This is a genomic window from Paenibacillus hubeiensis (assembly GCF_032334105.1).
Lineage (GTDB): Bacteria > Bacillota > Bacilli > Paenibacillales > Paenibacillaceae > Paenibacillus > Paenibacillus hubeiensis.
In genome coordinates this window covers 175135-197014 of record NZ_JAVYAE020000003.1, presented here as the reverse complement: position 1 = coordinate 197014, position 21880 = coordinate 175135, and the positions used below count along the sequence as shown (strand labels likewise).

22 protein-coding genes and 1 pseudogene are annotated in these 21880 nt (G+C 46.7%); 13 read left to right on the top strand and 10 right to left on the bottom strand.

The annotated features are described in order from the left end of the window. Positions 1-57: 57 nt before the first annotated feature. Positions 58-741: a TetR/AcrR family transcriptional regulator gene (locus RSX24_RS11000; protein ID WP_343260594.1), complete on the top strand. Its 684-nt coding sequence runs from the start codon at positions 58-60 to the stop codon at positions 739-741. A gap of 124 nt (positions 742-865) precedes the next feature. Here the strand turns inward: RSX24_RS11000 and fabF are convergent, their stop codons facing one another. Then, positions 866-2113: a beta-ketoacyl-ACP synthase II gene (fabF, locus tag RSX24_RS10995; protein ID WP_343260593.1), complete on the bottom strand. Its 1248-nt coding sequence runs from the start codon at positions 2111-2113 to the stop codon at positions 866-868. Between the two features lie 142 nt (positions 2114-2255). On the opposite strand from fabF, the gene RSX24_RS10990 reads away from it, so the two are divergent. The 4 genes from RSX24_RS10990 (at position 2256) to RSX24_RS10975 (ending at position 5156) form a co-directional block, all read left to right on the top strand. After that, positions 2256-3083 (top strand): helix-turn-helix transcriptional regulator, encoded by an 828-nt coding sequence (locus tag RSX24_RS10990; RefSeq protein ID WP_236414071.1) that lies wholly within the window; start codon positions 2256-2258, stop codon positions 3081-3083. Between the two features lie 181 nt (positions 3084-3264). After that, a complete protein-coding gene (locus tag RSX24_RS10985) occupies positions 3265-3831 on the top strand; it encodes a TetR/AcrR family transcriptional regulator (protein WP_343260592.1) in 567 nt (188 codons plus the stop codon). 2 nt (positions 3832-3833) lie between these two features. After that, on the top strand, positions 3834-4253 hold the full coding sequence (locus RSX24_RS10980; protein ID WP_339278209.1) for a DUF3995 domain-containing protein: 420 nt from the start codon (positions 3834-3836) through the stop codon (positions 4251-4253). A gap of 192 nt (positions 4254-4445) precedes the next feature. Beyond that, positions 4446-5156: a TVP38/TMEM64 family protein gene (locus RSX24_RS10975; protein ID WP_343260591.1), complete on the top strand. Its 711-nt coding sequence runs from the start codon at positions 4446-4448 to the stop codon at positions 5154-5156. Positions 5157-5167: 11 nt separating this feature from the next. Here the strand turns inward: RSX24_RS10975 and RSX24_RS10970 are convergent, their stop codons facing one another. Further along, the gene (locus tag RSX24_RS10970; RefSeq protein WP_339278399.1) at positions 5168-5626 is read right to left on the bottom strand and encodes a helix-turn-helix transcriptional regulator; all 459 of its coding nucleotides are present in this window, start codon (positions 5624-5626) and stop codon (positions 5168-5170) included. A 165-nt stretch (positions 5627-5791) separates the two neighbouring features. After that, positions 5792-6049: pseudogene (locus RSX24_RS10965) on the bottom strand (AraC family ligand binding domain-containing protein); the annotation flags it as partial. A 171-nt stretch (positions 6050-6220) separates the two neighbouring features. Here RSX24_RS10965 and RSX24_RS10960 point away from each other — a divergent pair. Then, positions 6221-7375 (top strand): Gfo/Idh/MocA family protein, encoded by a 1155-nt coding sequence (locus RSX24_RS10960; protein WP_343260590.1) that lies wholly within the window; start codon positions 6221-6223, stop codon positions 7373-7375. Positions 7376-7599: 224 nt separating this feature from the next. On the opposite strand, the gene RSX24_RS10955 is transcribed toward RSX24_RS10960, so the two are convergent. Beyond that, positions 7600-9621: an ATP-dependent DNA helicase gene (locus RSX24_RS10955; RefSeq protein WP_343260589.1), complete on the bottom strand. Its 2022-nt coding sequence runs from the start codon at positions 9619-9621 to the stop codon at positions 7600-7602. Positions 9622-9802: 181 nt separating this feature from the next. Here RSX24_RS10955 and RSX24_RS10950 point away from each other — a divergent pair, with 181 nt between their 5' ends. The 3 genes from RSX24_RS10950 (at position 9803) to RSX24_RS10940 (ending at position 13083) form a co-directional block, all read left to right on the top strand. Then, complete coding sequence (locus RSX24_RS10950; RefSeq protein WP_343260588.1) at positions 9803-11254, top strand: glycoside hydrolase family 3 N-terminal domain-containing protein; 1452 nt, start codon at positions 9803-9805, stop codon at positions 11252-11254. Next, a complete protein-coding gene (locus RSX24_RS10945; protein ID WP_343260587.1) occupies positions 11244-12065 on the top strand; it encodes a glycoside hydrolase family 3 N-terminal domain-containing protein in 822 nt (273 codons plus the stop codon). The genes RSX24_RS10950 and RSX24_RS10945 overlap by 11 nt, the downstream gene beginning before the upstream one ends. A gap of 289 nt (positions 12066-12354) precedes the next feature. Continuing rightward, complete coding sequence (locus tag RSX24_RS10940) at positions 12355-13083, top strand: collagen-like protein (protein WP_438286821.1); 729 nt, start codon at positions 12355-12357, stop codon at positions 13081-13083. A gap of 470 nt (positions 13084-13553) precedes the next feature. Here the strand turns inward: RSX24_RS10940 and RSX24_RS10935 are convergent, their stop codons facing one another. Beyond that, positions 13554-14450, bottom strand: coding sequence for a cation diffusion facilitator family transporter (locus RSX24_RS10935; RefSeq protein ID WP_343260585.1), 897 nt, complete (start codon positions 14448-14450; stop codon positions 13554-13556). A 188-nt stretch (positions 14451-14638) separates the two neighbouring features. On the opposite strand from RSX24_RS10935, the gene RSX24_RS10930 reads away from it, so the two are divergent. Beyond that, positions 14639-15691 (top strand): flavin-containing monooxygenase, encoded by a 1053-nt coding sequence (locus RSX24_RS10930; RefSeq protein ID WP_343260584.1) that lies wholly within the window; start codon positions 14639-14641, stop codon positions 15689-15691. 121 nt (positions 15692-15812) lie between these two features. Here the strand turns inward: RSX24_RS10930 and RSX24_RS10925 are convergent, their stop codons facing one another. The 4 genes from RSX24_RS10925 to RSX24_RS10910 all read right to left on the bottom strand — a co-directional run bounded on the left by RSX24_RS10925 (position 15813) and on the right by RSX24_RS10910 (position 17850). Further along, complete coding sequence (locus tag RSX24_RS10925) at positions 15813-16163, bottom strand: darcynin family protein (protein WP_236414083.1); 351 nt, start codon at positions 16161-16163, stop codon at positions 15813-15815. Between the two features lie 93 nt (positions 16164-16256). Then, positions 16257-16829 (bottom strand): Crp/Fnr family transcriptional regulator, encoded by a 573-nt coding sequence (locus tag RSX24_RS10920; protein WP_343260583.1) that lies wholly within the window; start codon positions 16827-16829, stop codon positions 16257-16259. A 131-nt stretch (positions 16830-16960) separates the two neighbouring features. Then, positions 16961-17317, bottom strand: a complete 357-nt coding sequence (locus RSX24_RS10915; RefSeq protein WP_339278401.1) for a DivIVA domain-containing protein — start codon at positions 17315-17317, stop codon at positions 16961-16963. 59 nt (positions 17318-17376) lie between these two features. Continuing rightward, positions 17377-17850 carry a hypothetical protein gene (locus tag RSX24_RS10910; RefSeq protein ID WP_236414085.1) on the bottom strand — a complete coding sequence of 158 codons (474 nt, stop codon included), beginning with the start codon at positions 17848-17850 and terminating at the stop codon, positions 17377-17379. A 372-nt stretch (positions 17851-18222) separates the two neighbouring features. Here RSX24_RS10910 and RSX24_RS10905 point away from each other — a divergent pair, with 372 nt between their 5' ends. After that, on the top strand, positions 18223-19452 hold the full coding sequence (locus RSX24_RS10905) for a multidrug effflux MFS transporter (protein WP_236414087.1): 1230 nt from the start codon (positions 18223-18225) through the stop codon (positions 19450-19452). 254 nt (positions 19453-19706) lie between these two features. After that, positions 19707-20138 (top strand): GNAT family N-acetyltransferase, encoded by a 432-nt coding sequence (locus RSX24_RS10900; RefSeq protein WP_343260881.1) that lies wholly within the window; start codon positions 19707-19709, stop codon positions 20136-20138. Positions 20139-20419: 281 nt separating this feature from the next. On the opposite strand, the gene rtpA is transcribed toward RSX24_RS10900, so the two are convergent. Next, positions 20420-20593 (bottom strand): anti-TRAP protein, encoded by a 174-nt coding sequence (rtpA, locus tag RSX24_RS10895; protein WP_236414089.1) that lies wholly within the window; start codon positions 20591-20593, stop codon positions 20420-20422. 193 nt (positions 20594-20786) lie between these two features. Between rtpA and RSX24_RS10890 the strand changes: the two genes are divergently transcribed. Then, positions 20787-21869 carry an ABC transporter substrate-binding protein gene (locus RSX24_RS10890; RefSeq protein ID WP_343260582.1) on the top strand — a complete coding sequence of 361 codons (1083 nt, stop codon included), beginning with the start codon at positions 20787-20789 and terminating at the stop codon, positions 21867-21869. Positions 21870-21880: the final 11 nt, after the last annotated feature.

Genomic DNA, 21880 nt, shown 5'->3' with positions numbered 1-21880 from the left:
GAACGTATGAACCTGTAAAGTAAAACTTACACTGTTAGATAAAAGGGCGGGTAATGGATGAAAAAACAACAGCCTCAAATCTCGGAAGATAAAATATTGGAAGCTTCGTGGGCGCTTCTGGGGGAGGAGGGCATCGAGAAATTCAGCATGCGACGATTGGCCGACCGTTTGGGAATACAGGCTCCGTCCATATACTGGTACTTTAAGAGCAAGCAGAATCTCTACCAACGTCTGGCCAACCAGATATCGAAAATCATTCTGGAGGAGTTCCACTCCGATGGGGATTGGAAAGAGCAGATGGAGGGAATTGCCGTCACGATACGAAATGTGCTCAGCCGGTATCCCTGCTCCACACAGCTCATGATGATGACGCTGCCTCATGAGCCGGACATGATCCGATTCACCAACAGGATGCTGCTCTGCATCGAATCGACGCCACTTGAGCAAGAGCAGAAATTGCAAGCCGTGATTACGCTTACGAACTATGTGTTCTACTTCGTTCTGGATGATTATCAGCATCAGCGCAATATTACCGTGATGCTGGAGGACGAGGGAGTTGTTCCGGGCGGGCAGATGACCGCTCTTCTGGACTCGATGAGCGAAGCAGAAGCGGGATTGTTCCGTGGGATGTACAAGAGCGGGCTGTTTGAGGTGATGGGGACCGATCAGGCGTTTGAATTCGGCCTGAAGCTGATTCTGCTGGGAATCGAGCAGGTGATTAAGGAGCATGAAAAGAAATAGAACGTAAAAAAACCGCTCATCCGGCGATCGGATGGGCGGTTGTTATGAAATTTTGCAATGATATAATCCGCAAGAAACATACGCACGTTAACGGAAAGGCAAGGCGGAACCGGCTGCAGTTTCTTTAAATCATAAGATCATCAACGGTTTTTAACAAGATGGAGGCATTATGCCCGCCAAACCCAAAGGAATTTGACATACCGATCTTTACATTTGCCGTTCTGGCGCGATTCGGAACATAATCCAAGTCGCATTCGGAATCTGGCGATTCCAGGTTAATCGTCGGCGGGATGACACCCTGTTGCAAGGTTTTTACGAGGGCAATGGCTTCTACCGCCCCCGAAGCGCCAAACATATGGCCTGTCATCGATTTATTGGCAGTCACGGGGATGTGATAAGCCTGTTTGCCAAAAACCTGTTTTAACGCTGCTGTTTCAGAGCGGTCTCCAACCACTGTACTCGTTGCGTGGGCACTGATGACATCTACCTGCTCGGGGGAAAGCTGTGCTTCCGACAAAGCAGAACTCATCGCTCTTGCTGCACCTTCGCCGTCAGGCGGCGTAGCAACCATGTGATAGGCATCTGAACTAGCTCCATAACCGATGACTTCCGCAAGGATATTGGCCTTTCTTCGCAGAGCATGCGTGAGGGATTCGATAATCAGGATGCCGGAGCCTTCTGCCATCACAAACCCATCCCGATTGGCATCGAATGGACGGCTCGCCCGTTCCGGTTCCGTATTTCGCGTGGACAATGCGGTTGCATTGGCAAAACTGGCCAAAGCAATATCGGTCACGGCCGCTTCCGCTCCACCTGCGATAATGACGTCCGAACGTCCGGATTGGATATTGTAAAAGGCTTCTCCGATCGCGGTATTTCCAATCGAACACGCGGTTACAGGCGACATGGTGGAGCCTTTCGCTCCGTATCGAATGCTGATGAATGCCGCCGCCATATTTGAAATCATCATGGGCACAAGGGTGGGGCTAATTCGCCCCGGTCCCCGCTGTTTAAGGACATGGCTTTGATCCATCAACGTTTGAATTCCTCCGACGCCTGATCCTACATAGACGCCCATTCGATTTCTATCCACCGTATCCAGATCCAGACCCGAATGCTGTATGGCTTCTTCCGCAGCTGCAAGGGCGAATTGACAGAATCGATCCATTTTGCGGGCTTCTTTGATGCCAAAGAGCAACGTCGGATCAAAATCACGAACGACACCGGCAATCTTCACTTTATGATCGGATGAATCCAATATATCCAATGCAGAAATCCCCGATTTACCCTTAATAAGATTAGACCAAAATTGTTCTACATTGTTGCCGAGAGGGGAGATTACGCCCATTCCTGTAATTACGACTCTTTCCATAAATCAGATCCTCCTGAACGCAAATAAATTTGTGATTTACGGATATCATGTCATGGTATGTATCCTATTACAAGTTGTAGTTTATCCTAGTATAATTACTACTATCATCATTTCCGTATAAAAGCGTACAAGGAGGCCAGTAATGAACCGTCAAGTCAGACTGCAGGAACTATCGACATTTTTAAAAGCAAAACGTGCCCGGATTTCTCCCGAATCCGCAGGTTTTCCGGAAGGTCAGCGAAGAAGAACGCCAGGGCTGCGAAGAGAGGAAGTCGCCCAACTGGCAGGGGTGAGCACGACGTGGTATACCTGGCTTGAACAAGGGCGAGAGATCAAGGTTTCTTCTTCCGTGCTGGACAGTGTGGCTAACGCGCTCCAATTAACTGCCGATGAGCGGAGATATGTATACTCCTTATCATTGGAGGCGGGGAGTACAGCTTCTTCTCCCATGAAAGAACGGCCGCCAATCGTAAGTCCTTCTTTGGAAAAAATCATTACGGAGTTAAGCTATTGTCCGGCCATCATTTCGGATCGAAAGTGTCGAATTGTAGGATGGAATCGGGCCGCCGCCTATGTATTTCTGGACTTTGATCAGCTTCCCGATGAAGAACGGAATATGATATCCTTGCTGTTCTCCCGCCGGGAATTTAAACGTTTGGCCGTGAATTGGGAGCAATTTGCCAATGAATTTCTTGCGATGTTTCGTTCGTATTATGGCCAGCATGTTGAAGATGAGTGGTATGAACAGTTTCTGAATAACATGAAAGAGCGTCATCCCGAATTCGATGAAATGTGGAAGCAGAGCCCTGTCAATTATGCCCCGGATGTGCACCTGGAGTTCAGGCATGCCAAAGCAGGAAAAATGATATTTGAGCTAACGTCCCTTCAAGTGTACGGTGAACATGATTTGCGCTGCAGCATTTACACGCCTGACAAAAAAACGGAAGAAAAATTGATCAGCATGATGTAAGAGAGAGCTTCGTGATTCCATTGAAAGTCGCTAATTTAGCGGCTTTTTTTACTGTGGTCGCGGCGTATTCTCGTTTAAAAGAACACCATGCTCATGGAGCAGTTGGACAGTAAGATGGATTCGTTGTATAATAATCCCAAAATTTCTGTACGATACCGTACAGAAAAAGGAGAGGAACTTCTTGCCAAAGGTGCTAGTTACAGAAGAGCAATGGATCCAGCTCGGAATCGAGAAATTTTCGCAATCCGGGCTGGATGGCCTGGTCATCGAGAGAATGTCATCGGAATTGGGCTGCAGCAAGAGCAGTTTTTATTGGTACTTCAGAAATCGGAACGAGTATATCACCAAACTGGTGGAACGATGGGTCGAGCTATCGACCAATGAGGTCATCCTTCAGTCCTCCTTGGCCATAAATCCGGAGGATCGATTAACTTATTTGCTCCAGCAAATGTTCTCTGCAACGGGTAAAGGTGACTTTTTGTTTTTCTTCCGAAAGCTGGGGAGTAACCATGCAAACTTCCAAGAGATGCTGGAGAAGATTGAGCAAACAAGGATCGATTACGCTGTGCAAGTTTTAGAAAGCATGGGGATGACGACCTTAAACGCCCAACAAAAAGCCTTTATCCTATACCACTATTATTTAGGCTGGTATGAGCGCTTCAAAAACAGACAGGTGGAAAAGTACGAATTGCAACAGCATATCGACACGCTGAAAGCTCAATTGTTGAGTTCATCTTTGGAGGGATGACAATGAATGTGATGGCATGGATGCTGGGAACGATTTTATTTTTACTCGGCGGTCTACATATCTATTGGATCGTAGGCGGGAAATTCGGAGCTTTGGCGGCTATTCCAAGCAATGGCTCGGAATTGTTGTTCAAACCGAAGAAAGCAGGCACCGCCTTTGTGGCAGGAGCATTAATTTTTTCAGGATACATTGCATTAGCTCTTGGGGAGGTTGTTCATACCTTCATTCTGGCAGAATGGATGGTCAGCACCGGCGGCTGGATCATCGCGCTCGTGTTTTTCATCAGAACGATTGGAGACTTTCATTGGGTCGGTTTCTTTAAAAAGAAAAAAGGAACGTTGTTTGCCCATTGGGATACACGACTTTATTCCCCGCTATGTTTGTTCATCGCGATCCTTTGGGTGACTCTATTGATGAGATAGATGCCTTAGTCAGGTCAACAGCACAGTTTGTATGCATTCCCTTTAAATTTCGCATAGAATAGAAAGGAAACCATCGACATCTTAAGAAAATTTCATTGTATGCCAGTGTCGGTATGGTACATGGATTATTAAAAAGGGACCGCGCATCATTGTTGGAGGTGACTCACGTGAAGAGAAGGCATGGTGTACCCCATGTTTAAATGGATGCTGAACTCCCGTTTAGTCAAGTTTGGTTTCCTATTGATCGGACTCATTGTACTTTTTTATTCTTGGGAATCATTCCAGCATATTGATCTTAAAGGGTGGCTGTTGGAACCCAAGGAGTGGTGGATCGTTTGGGCCGTCCTGTGGGGACTGTCTCTCGTTAAATCCATCCTTTTTTTCTTGCCCATTCAACTGGTTTACGTTACTTCTGGAATATATTTTCCTATGGAAACGGCAGCACTTCTTTGCCTGCTGGGCCTGGTGCTGGAGATGACGATCACTTATTTTATAGGCATCAAGGCTGGGAGAAAAACGGTTGCTCGCTTCATATCGAAGGAAAACAAATGGAGCAAATGGTTCAATACCTACAAACAACATGAATTCTCAGGCATGTTCTGGGCAAGGCTTACTCCGTTCTCGATTGAAGCAATCAGTTTATTGTTAGGAGCTGCCGGGGCGAAGTATAAACCGTACATCATCGCTTCCACGCTCGGTTCGCTGCCTAAAATTGTTTTCTTTGTCATGATCGGCTCAATCATCAGCCAGGGAGAGGTCGCTGCATCCCTGTTGACTTTTCTGCTCATGACATTGGGGTGGTGCATCGTCATCGCATTTTTGATCGGACGAAAGCAGATTGTTTGGAGAAAGCAAACCAAACAGAACACTTCAAATACGTTGAACAGTTACGATGGGAAGTAACGGGGTTACGTTTATTCCAGACGAAACGAATGGTCGACCCACCTTTTACGGTACTGATGGGGCGTGACGTCCATCTGTTCTTTGAATAATTTGCAGAAATACGACACATTGGTCAAACCGATTTCCTCGGCAATGAGCGCGATCGGTTTGTTTGTCGTCGTCAGCAATTGAACAGACTGATGAATCCTGCGAGCAGCAATATATTGCGATATGCTGACTCCGGTTGCTTCTTTGAATAAATGCGAAAGGTGATAGGAAGAAAGGTGCAGCGATTGAGCCAGATCGTGCAAGCGATAGGGTACATGGTAGTTTTTTTCGATCCAGTTCAGGATGCGCTCGACCTGGTGGTTTTTGCGTCCCGCAGGAGAAGCTGCCGAATTTCCCTCAAAGTCATTCCATAACGGTTTGAGATGATGAAAGAAATTTACAAGAAACAGTGAAATTTCCTCCGTACGATTCGATTCGTCCAAATAAGGTATACGCTCCTGAAAGTTTTTAAATTGATGCACCAAGATATGCTGATCGCTCAGGTCGTAGAGGCAGGGGGAGGGGAGTTTCCCTAAATAAATATGCTTAAAGAAAGCATGTAAAACAGGCCATTTCTCGAAGTAGGCTTCAAACATGGAGGGTTCGAAAACGGCCAAAGACCGTTCAAAACATCGGTTATTCGAGTAGTCCAATTTGAGATGATGAAGCTGAAAAGGCTGAAAAATGCAAAGCATGCCCGGTTTAATCTCATAGCTTCGGTTATTCACGATCATTGTTCCGCTTCCTTCATGGATAAGTAACAATTCAATACCTAAATGGGAATGGAACGTTTCGTTGTTTGCGCTTTTGCGTCTATACGCGAAATGAATGGAGTGTTTATTGAAATCGTAGAGATCATATCGCACATCGGATTACCTCGCTTTGCACGGTTTATATTTCCATGAGTTCACTATAACGAAGCGTTCCAAAAACAGCAATATAGCGTTATTTTATCCACATTACAGGATCACAATGAACCCTCTCCCTAAGGTACTATTTTGTTGAAGACATCAATGGGGTAAGAGGAGGGATTCACCATGTTAAAGATTGCGATTATAGGCGCAGGAGCCATTGCCAACGCGCATATCAACAGTTATTTGCAATTTAAGGAACGATGCGAAATTGTGGCCCTGTGCGATATGTATCCTGAAAAGGCCGAAGCGAAGAAAAACGAGTTTGGATTGAACGCCAAAGTTGTTAGCGATTACAGAGAACTGCTTGATAAGGAAATCGATCTGATTTCGGTCTGTTTACCTCCTTATGCGCATGCACCGGTTACGGTGGATTTTCTGAATGCAGGCAGTCATGTCCTGGTGGAAAAGCCGATGGCATCTTCCCTGGAGGAATGCGATCTCATGATCGAAGCAGCGCAGAAAAGCGGCAAAATACTGTCGGTTGTGGCGCAGAATCGGTTCACCAATCCGATCATGAAACTGAAACAAATGCTGGATACCGGACTTGCCGGTCCGATCCTGCATGCTCAGGTCGATTCCTTCTGGTGGCGCGGTCATTGCTACTACGATCTCTGGTGGCGTGGTACATGGGAAAAAGAAGGAGGAGGTTGCACGCTGAACCATGCGGTGCATCATATTGATGCTTTGCTATGGATGATGGGACGCCCCGATCAAGTTCAAGCGTTCATGAGCAATGTGGCGCACGACAATGCGGAAGTCGAAGATTTATCCATTGCGATGCTTCGTTATCCGAATGGTGCATTGGGACAAATTACGAGTTCGGTCATCCATCATGGCGAACAGCAGCAGTTCATCTTCCAAGGACGGGATGCCCGAATCTCTGCGCCTTGGAAAATCACCGCTTCATTGTCCAGACCCAATGGTTTTCCGGAAAAGAATGCCGAACTCGAAGAGCAGCTTCAACAAGCATACGACCGTTTACCGAATTTGCCGTACGAGGGGCATTCCGCCCAAATCGACAATGTCTTGCATGCCATCGAGTCAGGGGAACCGCCTTTGATTGACGGCAGTAGCGGCCGCAGTACGTTGGAACTGATTATGGCCATTTACAAATCGGCGAGCACCGGAGAGAATGTCAAGCTTCCACTCGTTGCTGGCGATCCGTTCTACACGCGAGCAGGCGTCCAGCAGAATGCCATCCATTTTTACGAGAAAAGCGGTTATGTTGAAAATTTTGCCGCGGATGAGCAGATTACGATCGGCACAACGAAGGAATAGCCAATCTTACCATTCGAGGTGGACCGGAAAAACAAGAGGGTTGCTCTCTAAAGCGGCCCTCTTTATCATGTGTCTTTTCTCAATTCCCCCAATTGTGGTCGCCCTCCGAGGATGATCTTTATCTTCGCTATGCCATCGCCTGCTTGGCGGTATTTTCAACGTTTGCAAGTCAGAACCCTCCGGCGTATAACGATACAGGCAAATTTAGCAGGTTTGTTCCCATCTCAAACACGGCGTTTTATGCCCTTTTGTTGGACAAACCTCTTCAGAACCGAAAAATCCTCGGTCACGTTCTTAAACGGCAACGTTTCCAGCACCTGTTCCCGGTAATTTTTTTTTGCCGCTCCGCTGAGACGCGAATCGAGGATGCTAAGTACGCCAAGATCCGTTTCGCTGCGAATCAAACGTCCACTTCCTTGCCGTAACCGAAGAAGCATGTCCGGCACAAATACGTCCATGAACGGATTCTCCGCCACCAATGACTTATATTCATAAATGGGATCCGACGGAACGGGAAAGGGCAGCCGGAAAATAATGACCTGCGACAGGTCGGAGCCTTCGATATTCACGCCTTCCCAGAAAACACCGGTACTCAGAAGCACACCTTTGCTTGCCCGAAATTCAGCGATCACGCCGTCCTGGGAAGATCCCTCTTTTTGAACATGCACTGCCCATGCATGCGTATTGGCACTCGACATCAGTTTCTTGTGAATATACTTCATGTCTTCCTTGGCTGAAAAAAGGACCAATGTTCGTCCTTGCGTCAGATTACAGAGTTTGACCATTTCTTTGTAGGCTGATTCAAGGTAAATTTCACGCCGATCATAATGATAGTGCGGAACATGGTTCGAAATGTACATTATGGCATGATTGGTGTAATCGAAAGGGGATGGTTTGCGGTCCATATAATCCCCCCTGTAACCAAGCGATTGCGTCAAATAAGAGTATTGTTCTTCCAGCGTTTCCCCGCCCTGGCACATCGTTGCAGACGTGAGGATCACTGAAGTTTTGCCGTGAAATAAAGTATGTTTCAGAAACTGGCTAATATCTTTGGGACAGATGCTGACCGTGGCTTCCTGCAGAGGTTTGCTTGCCCATATGAGATAGTTGTCCTCCGCTCCAGCCAGAACATCGATGAGGGAGATAAGCCCGTTCATGGCTTCATAAACGTCATCGATCTCACGTTCGTTGCGGGAGGTCAAAACCGATAGGCTGAGACTCAGGTCTTTCAACACATGCGAGACTCGAGTCAACGGCGTTTCTTTGATCTCGGATACTTTGATCCGGTCGCTGTCCTGTTTGGCCGCACGGAGCAAGTCCGTGCCGATCTGTTTGAAAATGCGTTCAACGCATTTTTTCAGAAATTTGGATTGCGAAAGAAGGCTTTTATCCCCGGATTTCTTCATGAGCAATTGCACAGTATCGTCCAGAATGCGGCAGATTCCTCGAAAAGTGAACTCCAGAGTTCGTGCGTCTCTAACTTTGGCTTCCAGATTATGAGCTTCATCAATGACAATCAGAGCCGGCCGTTCCGTAATAAGGCCTCGGGTTCCTTCTTTTTTCTTCATCAAATCCCGGATGAGCAGGTCCTGATTCACGATTATAAAATCGATTTCATTTACCCTTGCATTGATTTTGGCACGCATATCGTAAAATAAGCAGCCATTTTTATGATGGCAGCGTTCGAATTTGCAATCGTTCACGGAAACATTGGACCATTCGGCATCACGAATGCCGCCCTTTATATCCGCTCTTTCGTCAATCTCAAAATTTAATACACGCTGTGCAAGGGTAGAGAAGGGGGAGCCTGGATCATCAGGGTTGAATAATTCCGCTGCCCTGTTTCGGCAGGCATACTGGCCCATGCCTTTCCCTACGACAGAGCGAACCGTTGTAAAGCCTAACCGGCTGCCGATGATCCTAAGGTCTTTATGTATCTGTTCCGAAAGCTGAATGGAGGATGTTGCGATAATAATCGGTTGGCGCGATACCTGATTAATGAGCAGGCCGGGAATGAGATATCCGAAGGACTTGCCGATACCAACCCCGGCTTCAATCATGGCGTTGCGTCCATTAATATAAGCATCAGCTATATCCAGTGACATATCCTGCTGCCCGACCCGCTCTCGGAGGCCCATTCGGGGAAACCGGTCATACACTCGGAAGATGGCTTCAACCAACGAGCGCTCGAGGTCCTTTTTCGGCTCCCGCTTCTGTGAAGTATAGAGTTCATTTAACCAATTCATAACGATCACCTCTTTTCCAAATGAAAATCATCCTATTTGGATATTTATAGTGAAACTTTAATTATCTTTGAAGCCGCCGCCACAGTCAAGTGTTCGGAATGGCAAAATGGCTGAACGCAACAAAATCGGTTCAACAGCGTCTATTGAGCATAAATAGAGAACATCAACGGGAGTGAAACAGATGCATATCAAACGGTTGACGATCATCGGTGCCGTACTCGGCTCCATGTTTTTATGGGCAGGAAGCGTGGCTGCGAACGAGCGCTTTACCGATCTGCAGCATTCGAAGTGGGCCGAAGACGGTATTGAATATATGGCTAAACGGGGAACCGTGGCCGGATACGGCAATGGGAAATTCAAGCCCGCAGCGCCTGTGACAAGGGCGCAAGCGGTCACTTTTATGGTACGGGAGCTTTATTCGCAGCAGCTTGAGAAGCCGGTGCAGAGTACGACATATGGAGATGTTCCGCCAACACACCCCTTTTACCGGGAAATCGCCATCGCGGCCAAAAACGGGCTTGCCAGCGGGTTTCCAGACGGAACCTTCCATCCGGATGCACCTCTTAGCCGCGCAGAGACGGCGGCATTCCTTACACGCGCATATTTACTCGTCGAAGGCAAGCAGCCTGCCAATTGGTCGGATACGGAAAAGCACTGGGCCGCAGCGCCGATTCTCATCATGAGCTCGAACGGTTTGGTCGGCGGATATGCGGATGGAACCTATCGTCCGAATCGTACGGTCACGCGTGCGGAGTTTGCCGTATTTATGTCGCGCGTGATTCGGTTTGAACGTGAAGCAGCTATTCGGGCACAAGATTGGGACAAGTTGATTTCATATATGACCGTGAGCGAGCAGGTCGGCCAAATGCTCATGCCTGACGTTCGGCAATGGAATGACAAAGCAACGACGAGCGTGAATGAAGGGCTGGAACACACCATCCACGACCAAGATTTGGGCGGTTTGATACTTTTCGATAAAAATATTGTAGACGCTAAACAGGTCACAACATTCACGCACAATCTGCAAAACGAAGCAGGCGACATTCCGTTGTTTCTAGGTATCGACCAAGAAGGCGGCGTCATAAAACGAATTCCTGGCGGGACGAATCTGCCGGGGCAAATGGCCCTTGGCGCCACAGGGGATGCGGCACTGGCCGAAGCGGCCGGACAGCTGACAGGAGAAGAGCTGAAGGCGCTCGGACTGAACCTCAACTTTGCGCCCGTGCTCGACATAAACAGCAACCCGGACAATCCGATCATCGGCATGCGTTCGTTCGGCTCGAGTGCGGATTTGGTGACGCGGTTTGGTCTCGCAACGATCAAGGGACTGCGTCAATCGGGCGTGATCGCGGCAGTCAAGCATTTTCCGGGCCATGGCGATACAACGGTGGATTCCCATCTCGGAATGCCTGTGTTGACGCATCATCGGGAACGGCTTGATGCGGTGGAACTGAAACCGTTCCAGGCTGCGATCGAGAATGGGGTGGATTTGATCATGACTGCGCATATTGCTTTTCCTGCGATCGATAATGAACAGGTCACTTCGCTCAAAGACGGAAGCCGTGTGCCGATCCCTGCCACATTATCCAAAAAAAGTGCTCACCGGGTTACTTCGCGAAGAGATGGGATATGAGGGTCTCATCATTTCCGATGCCTTCACCATGAAGGCCATTGCAGCGCATTTCGGGGAAAATAAAGCGGTGGAACGCGCCGTCTCTGCAGGCGTGGATATCATCCTGATGCCGCAAGATTCGGAAGCCGCTCATCAGACGCTGGTGAACGCGGTGAAGGACGGGACGATCCCGACCCAAACCATCCATGCGTCCGTTAAACGAATTTTGGAGCTGAAATCGAAATATGGTTTGTTCGAACCTGGCCCAAGCCTTGCCCAAAAGTTAGCCGACCTTAAACAGGTCATCGGAACAGAGGAGCATCGCACGGTGGAGCGGAAAATTGCAGAAAAAGCTGTCACCTTATTGGCGAGCCGCGACGGTTTACATCCGGACCCGATCCATCAGGGCGACCGCGTTGTGATCGTTGCAGCCGAGGAAGAGCAGGCAAAACAGCTGGAGAAACAACTGAAGCAAGCCACAGATGACTTGTCCTTCAAAACGGAAATTTCCGTGATCGACCAAGGACAAACCAACGCTGCCATGCAAGCGATCAATAAGGCTGATTACGTTATTCTGGCCTCCTACCAATTCCGCAATGTGGCCAGTCAGTTCGGATGGAATGAGGTTCAATCCTTGATCGACGAGATGAACAAGCGGAATAAGCGTTACACGTTGTTATCGCTAGGGAACCCATACGAGATGGTCTATTTGCAAAACGTGCGCTCCGCGCTTGCCGTTTACGGGAAGCAGGAGCCGAATACGGCAGCCGGAACGAAAGTCTTGCTTGGCCAACTGGAAGCGACCGGGGTGCTGCCGGTGCAAACGGATTGAATCACCTGCTTTTTAAATTTGTTGACCGAGAACCGTCTAAAGAAACGTCAAACTGCAGGGAAGCGGAGGCTTTTGGTTCATAAGCCCAAACCGCTGCCTCGACGTACCCCATCCGGGATAAGTCCGGGTTGTTACCAAAAAGCCCCCGCCTAGAAGGCGGGGGTGGTTTAATATAGACAACTATTCCCATAATGGGCCTGTAATTATCAGAATTATAGTTAATTGTCTATGCCCCCCCGTGATTTTTACACATAGTATGTGGAGAAATATCACGGAGGTGAGTTCATTGATAAAACGTCATGGGAAATTTATTGGTAAACGTAAATTAAAAAAACATGTGCATTGTGCTAAGGTTAAGGTGGTAAAAGTTAGACCAAAAATTGTTGTTAATGCACCGCAAGGCGCACAAGGGGTTCCTGGCCCGCAAGGACCTATAGGTCCGATAGGTCCAATCGGGGCCACTGGCGCACAAGGGATACCAGGCCCTGCCGGCCCGCAAGGACTTCCTGGCCCCGTCGGTCCTGTCGGCCCCGTCGGCCCTGCTGGAGCAACAGGCCCCGCCGGCCCTGCCGGAGCAACAGGCCCTGCCGGTCCTGCCGGCCCTACTGGAGCCGGAATATCCGATTTCCTGAGCGTTTTCCGGGCAGATCCGGGCACAGGTACAGACACCGTTCCAGGAAACTCGCCCATAACTTTAACCGGCGTTTTGGCTAATGTTGGAGGTGCATTTACCTTCGTGCCGCCATCCCCGACGATCACCATCAACGAAACAGGAAGCTACCTGATCTCTTTCACCATTCATAATCAGGGCGATGCTGATTTCAACCTCACAGTGAATGGAACGCCCGTAACCCCCGTGCCTTTCACAGGTGATGGAGGAGGCCCTATATCTGCTGAAGTTATTATTACGGTCACAACGGTTCCGACGACGATCCAGCTGGTAAATGCGAATGCAACTCCTGTACAGTTGCATAACAATCTAAATACCACTGTGACCATTCTGAAACTGACTCCTTAATTCCGATTCTCAATATAGTTTATGTCTGCATAAAAATAAAAGATTATGTCTTTTATCCGGTCAATAAGTCTATTTATTCGAAAAGATAGTCTGAATGATCGGGGGCTGGAGAGCGGCGGGGCGAAAAAGCTAGAACATATCGCCCGCTGCTCTCTCCGTTACCGAAGCCAAACCCTCAAAGTCTGGTAAGAATATCCCGGTGCCGGCAACTACTGAAGATATGAAGGTTACTGAAACCGTGGTCACGTTCAAGCTGGACAAGATACATAAGCAAGAGGAAGTTCTGTCCGGAACATAATCAGTTAAAAATAACGACAGTATAAATGTTCCAGCCTCCAAATTGCTTGGAACTGGAGGTAAACGGGTGAGTATCCTGATTCAGCTTTTTCTGGTGAGAAAGATTACGATAGTATATGGTGAAAACTTGGGAATGTGACCATTCGTATCGTTTCCGGATTATCCGAATTTTTTCAATGACTCTGTTTTTTCTTCATCCGTTCATGCTCGGGTTCAATATGAATCAAAATTTGGGCACGATGAAAAACTTGTTTAATGGCCTGCTCCATTTCATCGGAAAGTTGATGGGAAGTGATCACGCTCATGGTAGACGGGACGACAAGGTGAAAATCAATAATCTCCTCCGGACCGGATCGCCGGGTACGAAAGTTATGAACCTCGATGTATTTTTCCTCGAACGATTGAATAATGTGAAGGATGTTCTCTTCCTCCTCTTCGGACAATCGGGCATCGATCAGTGGTGGGAAGGATTCTTTCATCAATTTGTAAGCTTCTCGCATGATATAGAACGCCAGAATAATCCCAATGACCGGATCCAATATATGCCAGCCTGTGATCGTAACGAGCAATAAGCTAAACGCTACTCCTAGGGAGGTGAAAACATCCGTAAGTAAGTGCAGTGCATTTGATTTCATGGCGACTGAATTCATTTCTGCCGCTGTTTTTTTGAGCTTTCGCGAAACCCAATAATTGATGCCGGCTCCAATTAGCATAACAATGATTCCTAAATAGGGAAGTTCTACGGGACTCGGATGGATGATTTTATGAACACACTCATAGATGATCCAGATGCCAGCCACAAAAATGAGTATGGTTTCGATGGTTCCTGAGACGTTCTCTACTTTGCCATGTCCATAGGGATGCTGTTGATCTGCGGTGCGTCCGGAAATACGGATCGAAAAAAATGCAATGAGGGAAGCCGCCAAATCCAAAGCAGAATGGATCGCCTCGGAAATAATGGCCACCGACCCCGTCAAAAGTCCAACAACGAATTTGGATAAAACGACAAAGGCGTTGCTCAGGACAGACAGAAACGCAACATTTGCCCCTTTCAAACGATCTACCTCCATTTGGAAATTAATAAATTAATTTGCTGCCATCCGGATATTATGTTCACTATTTCCCATCCTTAATCAACAAGAGTTTCAAGAGCATGAAGCATTACCTGATTGCACAACCGATGGTGTTGTCAAATGAGGAGCAAGATTTTATAATATATGAATAGTTGATCATATATTTATGAAAAAGGATGATGATGATGTATGATGTATTGGTTGTTGGAGCAGGGCAGGCGGGTTTAGCAACCGGCTACTATTTAAAGGAGGCCGGGCTGAATTATTTAATGATCGATGCAGGATCCTCCATAGGCGATTCTTGGCGTAATCGGTACGAATCTTTGCAATTGTTTACTCCGAGAGCATATGACGCGTTACCGGGACTGCCGCTTCATGGCCATAAAAATACGCTCCCAAGCAAAAATGAAATAGCGGACTATCTGGAAGATTATGCAGCTTTTTTTAAACTTCCCGTCGTTTTGAATGTTCTCGCCAGACGGTTGTGGAAAAAAGACGGCATTTTTTACCTTGAAACAACAAAAGGCCTGTTTGAGGCCCGGAGTATCGTCATTGCCACAGGACCTTTTCATAGGGCAAACATCCCTGATTTTTCAAAACAGTTACCCGAAAATGTAATTCAATTCCACTCCTCTGAGTACAAAAATCCTTTACAGCTATCACCAGGCAGCACACTCGTTGTAGGCGGCGGTAATTCAGGAGCACAAATCGCGGCAGAGATTGCATTGCATGCCAAACAATCCGTGGCCATATCGATTTCCGGAACAATAAAGTACAAACCTCTTTATATTATGAAACGAAGCATATTCTGGTATTTTGAAAAACTCGGGATTCTCCGAGCGGGTGCGGATACCTTTAGGGGAGCGTGGTTGCGCAAACAACCTGAATACGTTTATGGATACGATTTAAAAAAACTCGTGCATAAGGGGAAAGTCCGTGTGTACCCTCGGACATTGCATGTTGAAGGACAACGCGTCATTTTCGAGGACCGGAACGAACTCGTTGTGGATAATGTGATTTGGGCTACGGGATTTAAACAAAATTACGCCTCATGGATGGATATTGAGGGAGCACTTAACTCCAATGGTGAGGCTGTACATAACGAGGGAGTATCACCGATCGATGGCCTTTACTTTGTCGGATTACCTTGGCAAACAGCCAGGGGATCAGCACTTATAGGCTGGGTAAAATACGATGCAGAACGAATTGTTTCTCATATCAAAAAATCAACATCTTAGTCTGTTGAGTGGGATCTCGGATTAAAGATGGCTGATGGAGCAGCTTTCTGATGTTGCGGACACGTACTTAACCCTAGATGAGGGCCAGTACGTGTGCCGAATATCAACGATTACCTGCAGTTCAGACTTCCGTCTCTGGCAGTTGCAGTGCTTCCGTTTCATAGGCCTGATACGCATTCTCTATGCCCATAATAACGTCTTTAATTTTCATATATCCTTTGGTATACGGCTCCGAATCCCGAATTTCCTCCCACATATAGTGATATTGCTTCAAGTCCTCGGTCTCGCACACTACAAAATCAGTAAAATCCTTGCCAGGCAGAGCTTCCGCATCAAAAAACCTCACTTGCACAGATGGACTGTACTTGGATATGATCTCTTGCAAGCCACCCGCAAATGTTCTTCGCTCCTCCCGCGGCAGCGCCAACCAGGTTGGGTAGAACTCCAATAATACAATCATCATTTGTCGCATATTCATTCTCCTCGCTCAACTATGTTTTCGCTTTGCTGCCAACCCATTGTACCCTGACCCGATTCGTTCGGCATTAACATAGGTTAATCCAGTTTATCCATGAAGCAAGCGGCTGAGAGATACGGGGGAGACGCCGATATAAGAGGCAATATGATATTGGGGGATTCTGTGTTCCAAGCCGGGATACTTTGCCAAAAAAGCATGGTACCGTTCCAACGCTGACAGACATAACAGTTCCTTCTCCCGCTCTTCTTTGCGAATGTACAACCGTTCCACGGCCTTTCTAATAAATCTTTCCCACATGTGACTTCGATCCATAAGCAGCTTTAACGTATCATAGGGAATTTCAATAACTACAGAATCCTCCAAGGCCTCGATGTTGAATAGTGATTTCGAGCCCGTCACCATTGCACCATAGGATGTGGCATAGTCGTCCTCCAACGTAAAGGCAACGTTGAAATCCTTTCCGTCACGCAGCGCATAGTACAGCCGAAATAATCCCTGCACGCAATAATAGGCATCATTCACTTCTTCATCAGCTTGAATGATGGTGAAGCCGCTAGGGATATGTCTGATCGTAGTCCGCTGCACGAACCATTCCCACTCTCGGGGCGAGATGCCTCCTTGAACAGCCGCATTGTGAAGCGATCTATAATAATGCTGCATAAATTCCTCCTGTACGTGCCGTACCATCGTATTTCGGTGATAAGTATATTACAGCTTTCACTTGGATTTCTACAAGATCAGGGAAAAGGGGCTGAAAATAAAAAAACACCCTTTTCAAAGGGTGATCGTCGTTATGATTTCGTTAATCGACTCAACTGGCGAACACTGAATTCGAGCTGTTCAATGACATCTTCAAGCTGCTTCCGCTCAATGAAATGTTGACGCCATTCCTGCTCTCCGGATTCCTTCAAAGATCGAATCTGCTCTTCATGCTCTTTTTGTTTATCCATCAGGTCCGCGATGTGTGCATAGAAACGCTCATAATCCTTGACGACTTCGTCAAGGAACCGGTCTACCGCCTCGGTATCATAACCGCGCAGCTTATAATCAAACTGTTTTTCGTGAATATGCTGGGCGTCCATGCCTATGCCTAATTGCTTGAACAGCTGCTTCTGTTTTTCCAGCCGCCTTTTCAAAACTTCTTCCATGTTCACTCTAATAGACCCCCATATGAATCTGCAATGCCTTTTTCTTTATGCAGTTGGACTCAGGTATACACTTTTTTATAATCGACAGAGAGCGACTCAATAATCTGCTCATATTTTTGACTGGCACGCGGGGCATAAAAGCGAAAGAATTTATCCTGCAGTGCTGCCTGTGCAAGCCAATAAAAAAAGTCATTGCTAAGCCTGTTTTTGCCGATCGAGTAGGAGTACATGACACTATGTTGATACATGTTCTTCCATTCGAACGTAAAACGCTGCTTTATTCCTTTGTTTTCCAAACCGAACGAAAAATTTCCCTTCCTTAGAAGGTAAAACTTTTCCCTCCAGAAATACATCGGTCCGTCCTTCGTGCCAACAATGCCGGTAAAGCCGTTCTCGAAATTCATATAAAAGCCACGGATGAATGCATTGCCATCGATTCCGCGGGTATCTACTTCCTTAAAAGATTGCAGGTCCAGGCATTTGGTGTCATTTTTGGGTGGAGCATTAAAATCTCTGACATACATTGTGTGCATTCGAAAAGCACCTCCAGGATAAACATACTTTCATGTAACAGACACGTCCAAGAGAACAACAAACCTTCCCCAGAGACAATGATCCTTTAAGTATAGTTGATGGATATATACATTTTCTTAACACTTGCCGTCAGATCGAGGCTGTTCCAAAGCACGCTTCAATTTAAAAGGAGGATAATCATATTGGATTTGTACTTGATTCATGATCATTTGGCGATTATGATGGAGCTTGGCAAGAAGGGGCATAGAGAGCTGCAAAATTTCAATTTCAATAGAAAGCCGAGGAGCAGAAGGAGGTCAGTCATCCTAGAATTCCGAACAAATTAGCTGCAGTTATTAAAAACATAAGAGGAATTGGAGATTTAATCATTAATGACAACCAACCATAAATGGAATGTGGCTGGCCTGGCATTGCTGCTGGGTTTATTTTCGACGTTAGGCCCGTTTACCATCGATATGTATTTACCGGCATTTCCCGAGATTGCCGAAAATCTTAATACAAGCGCTTCTCTGGTTCAGTTCAGTCTTACTGCCTGTTTATTGGGCCTGGCTGTGGGACAGCTTGTTATGGGTCCTTTGAGCGATGCTTATGGCAGACGTACACCGCTGCTGATTTGCATGGCTGCCTACATCATTTGTTCCGTAGCGTGCGCCTATTCCCCGAATATCGGGCTGTTGATTCTGTTTCGTTTTACTCAGGGATTTTCAGCTTCGGCTGGTATCGTCATTTCTCGCGCAATCGCTCGTGACTTGTACAGCGGACATGAACTCACCAAATTCTTTTCTTTGCTTGTGCTTGTAGGCAATCTGGGGCCGTTGGCTGCCCCGATCGCCGGCAGTGGAGTTCTTTCATTTACGACTTGGGTGGGCGTGTTTATTTCACTGGCTATTCTAGGCATTTTCTTATTAGCGATGACCAAATGGGCTTTGAAGGAGTCGAATCCACCCGAACGACGTGTGGCCCCCAACTTCAAACAACAGCTGCGTAGTTACGGACAGCTTCTGCGTGATCGCAAGTTTGTCGGCTACATGCTGGCTCAAGGCATCATGACGGCCGGAGTCTTTGCCTATGTAGCGGGAACGCCTTTTATATATCAAAATATTTATGGCGTTACGCCCACTGTATTTGCCATATTATTCGCATCGAACGGCATCAGCTTGATGATCGGCTCGCAAATCGTGGGGCGGATGTCACAACGTATACCAGAGCAGACTTTGCTGCTATCCGGACTGTGGGTTGCCCTGGCGTCAAGCGTTGCCGCACTGGTCGTAACCATCGTTCATGGCCCGCTTTTCGCTTTGGTCATTCCATTGTTCTGCTTTGTGTGTTCGATTGGTATTACGTCAACTGCGGCATTCCCGCTGGCTATGGAAAGCCAAGCCAAAAGTGCCGGAAGCGCTGCAGCATTGCTTGGGGTCGTTCCTTTCCTGTTAGGTGCATTGGTCGCTCCTTTGGTTGGGGTGGCAGGCGAGGACACTGCGGTTCCGTTGGGTCTGACTTTATTGGGGACCAGTATTGTTGCAATCATCACTTATTTTGTACTCGTTAAAAAGGTTTCGCAGGATGTCCCTCAACATGCCCAGTCTGATCTTGATTTTTAGGTATATTCGATCATCACAGAAACAAGCTGCCTCAAGACAGCTTGTTTTTTCTTTTTTATACTCGATTACCGTGTCACTGCATAAATCGGGGTGTTTTTGCCGGTTGATAAAGCGGCGAGCAATGTGTTTGCCTCTATGAGAAGCGATGTGAATTACAGTAACCCTGTTGGAAATTTGCTTTAACTATGTCATGATGGAAAAAAGCTGAAAAGCTCTGTCGTTAACAACTTATTTTGGGTTAGGGGATGAATCTTATTATTATCAGAGAAGCGAGTAACACAGACTATCCGCAGTTAAGACGAATATATCTTGAATCACGTCGCAAAAGCTTTCACTGGGCGAATGCAGAAGAGATGGGATTAAATGATTTCGATCGGGATACCGTCGAAGAACATATCCTGTTAGCTGAGGAACATTCGCAAATTCTTGGATTTGCTTCCTTATATTTGCCTGATCGTTTTATTCATAATTTGTTTGTACACCCCGATTTTGCCGGCAAAGGGGTTGGCGCTCAGTTGCTCAAGAAGGCCATAGAGAAAATGGGTACGCCTGTAACATTGAAATGTGTGTCCGAAAATCACAAAGCGATGAATTTTTATGAAAAATGCGGTTGGAGGAAAGTTGTTGAAGAAGGAAAGCCGGGGGAGAAGTACTGGGTTCTAACATATGACGGGGTGACAAGTTAATGAGGGTTTCATCGGATTTCGTTTAGTCAGGGCGAAGTACCGCAACTACACCTTCAGCGTCTTCTCCTGTTTTTGAATGCAAAAAAAACACACAAATGTCCTGTATAAGGCCTTTGTGTGGCGAAAATGGAGATTTGTCTCCACAAAAGTCCACATCTCCAAGTGATTTTAGGTGTAATATTCCGTTGTAGTAAGTATAAATGGACTCCTTCATTGTTGTTAATTGCTTACCAAGTACAAGCTGTACGTTCTATCCAAATTATTGGTTGCCTTAACCAAAGCTAAGCGTGTTTTTTGATAAAATGAAGCAATGTTTGTCCCAACGCTGTTAAAATGACGCCTTTGCCGTCACATTTAGAACAAGGTTCTTTTTCGTCATTGAGAACAACATATTTTTCTCCGTTACAGTTAGGGCAGGGGAGCTCTAAATCGTCTGTTGCAATAATTACTGACATCCTGATCACCTTTACGTTTTTATTTAAGGAGGTTGAAGGTAGAACGCCTCGCTTTGATTTAACATATCAAAAGTAAGTCACTTATTCAACCTTGAGAATGATTATAATTCTCATTTACGAACTTCGACATTTACGGTATACTGACAATGATTGCTATACATAATGTCGGTAAATAAAAGAGGAGAGGATTGAAATGTCGGGAAGGATCAAACAAGGAATGTTCATTAGTTTAATGGCTGTAATGGTTTTTGTGCTTGCAGCCTGCTCCAGCAATAATGGCAGCAGCGATGCTGAAAGCAGCAGCTCACAGCAAGCATCGACGAATAGCTCTGCAAAAGCTGCAGCGGATGAGGAAAAAACGAGCGGGAATGGTTCGGATGCGGCCCAAACAGCGTACCCGCTAACCGTTTCAAACTATAAAACAGAGAACGGTGCATGGGTGGCCAACGAACAAATCTTTGAAAAGGCACCCGAACGAGTTGTTGCGAATACGCAAGGTGCTGCCGAACTGTTGATTCGCCTCGGTTTGACCGACAAGATTGTCGGCGTGGCAGCGCTGTTCGGTAGTGTCCCTGAAGACATTGCTGAGGAGTTTAAGAAAATCCCTGTATTGGCTGATAGTTATGTTGGCAAGGAAGTAACGATCGGCGCTTCCCCCGATCTGGTCATGGGACGTGGCGGATTGTTTGAGGATGCCGACTGGGGCGTTGGCACGGTAAGCAGCTTGAATGAAATGGGTATCAAAACGTATGTGCAGCGGACCAGCGTGACGGATGCATCGCTAGATAGTCTATATGAGGATATTGCTCAGCTAGGCGAAATCTTTAACGTACAGGCAAATGCAGCAGCATATGTTGAGAAGCTTAAAGTTCGCGAGAATGCACTCAAAGCGAGAGCAAGCGCCGAACCGATCAACTATGCATCTTTCTTTGATAATGGGGATGGAACCATCGGCATTTACAATGGAAACGGAGATACGTTTATTGAGAGTGCGATGTCATTAATAAATATGCATAATATGCTTATTAACGAAACAGGCACGCTCAGCTTGGAGAAATTAATCGAAATTAATCCGGATGTCATGATTATTTCTAAATATGCCGGTGGCATCGACCCGCAGCAAACGATTGAAAAACTGTTAGCCAACAAGCAGGTACAAAGCGTTAATGCAGTCAAAAACAAGAAAATTTACGTTATTGATTTCAACAATTTCTGGGGCTATGGAGATTCCATCTTCACCGGAGTTGAAACGCTTGCCGATGATATGGGCTTGTAATGAATTGGATA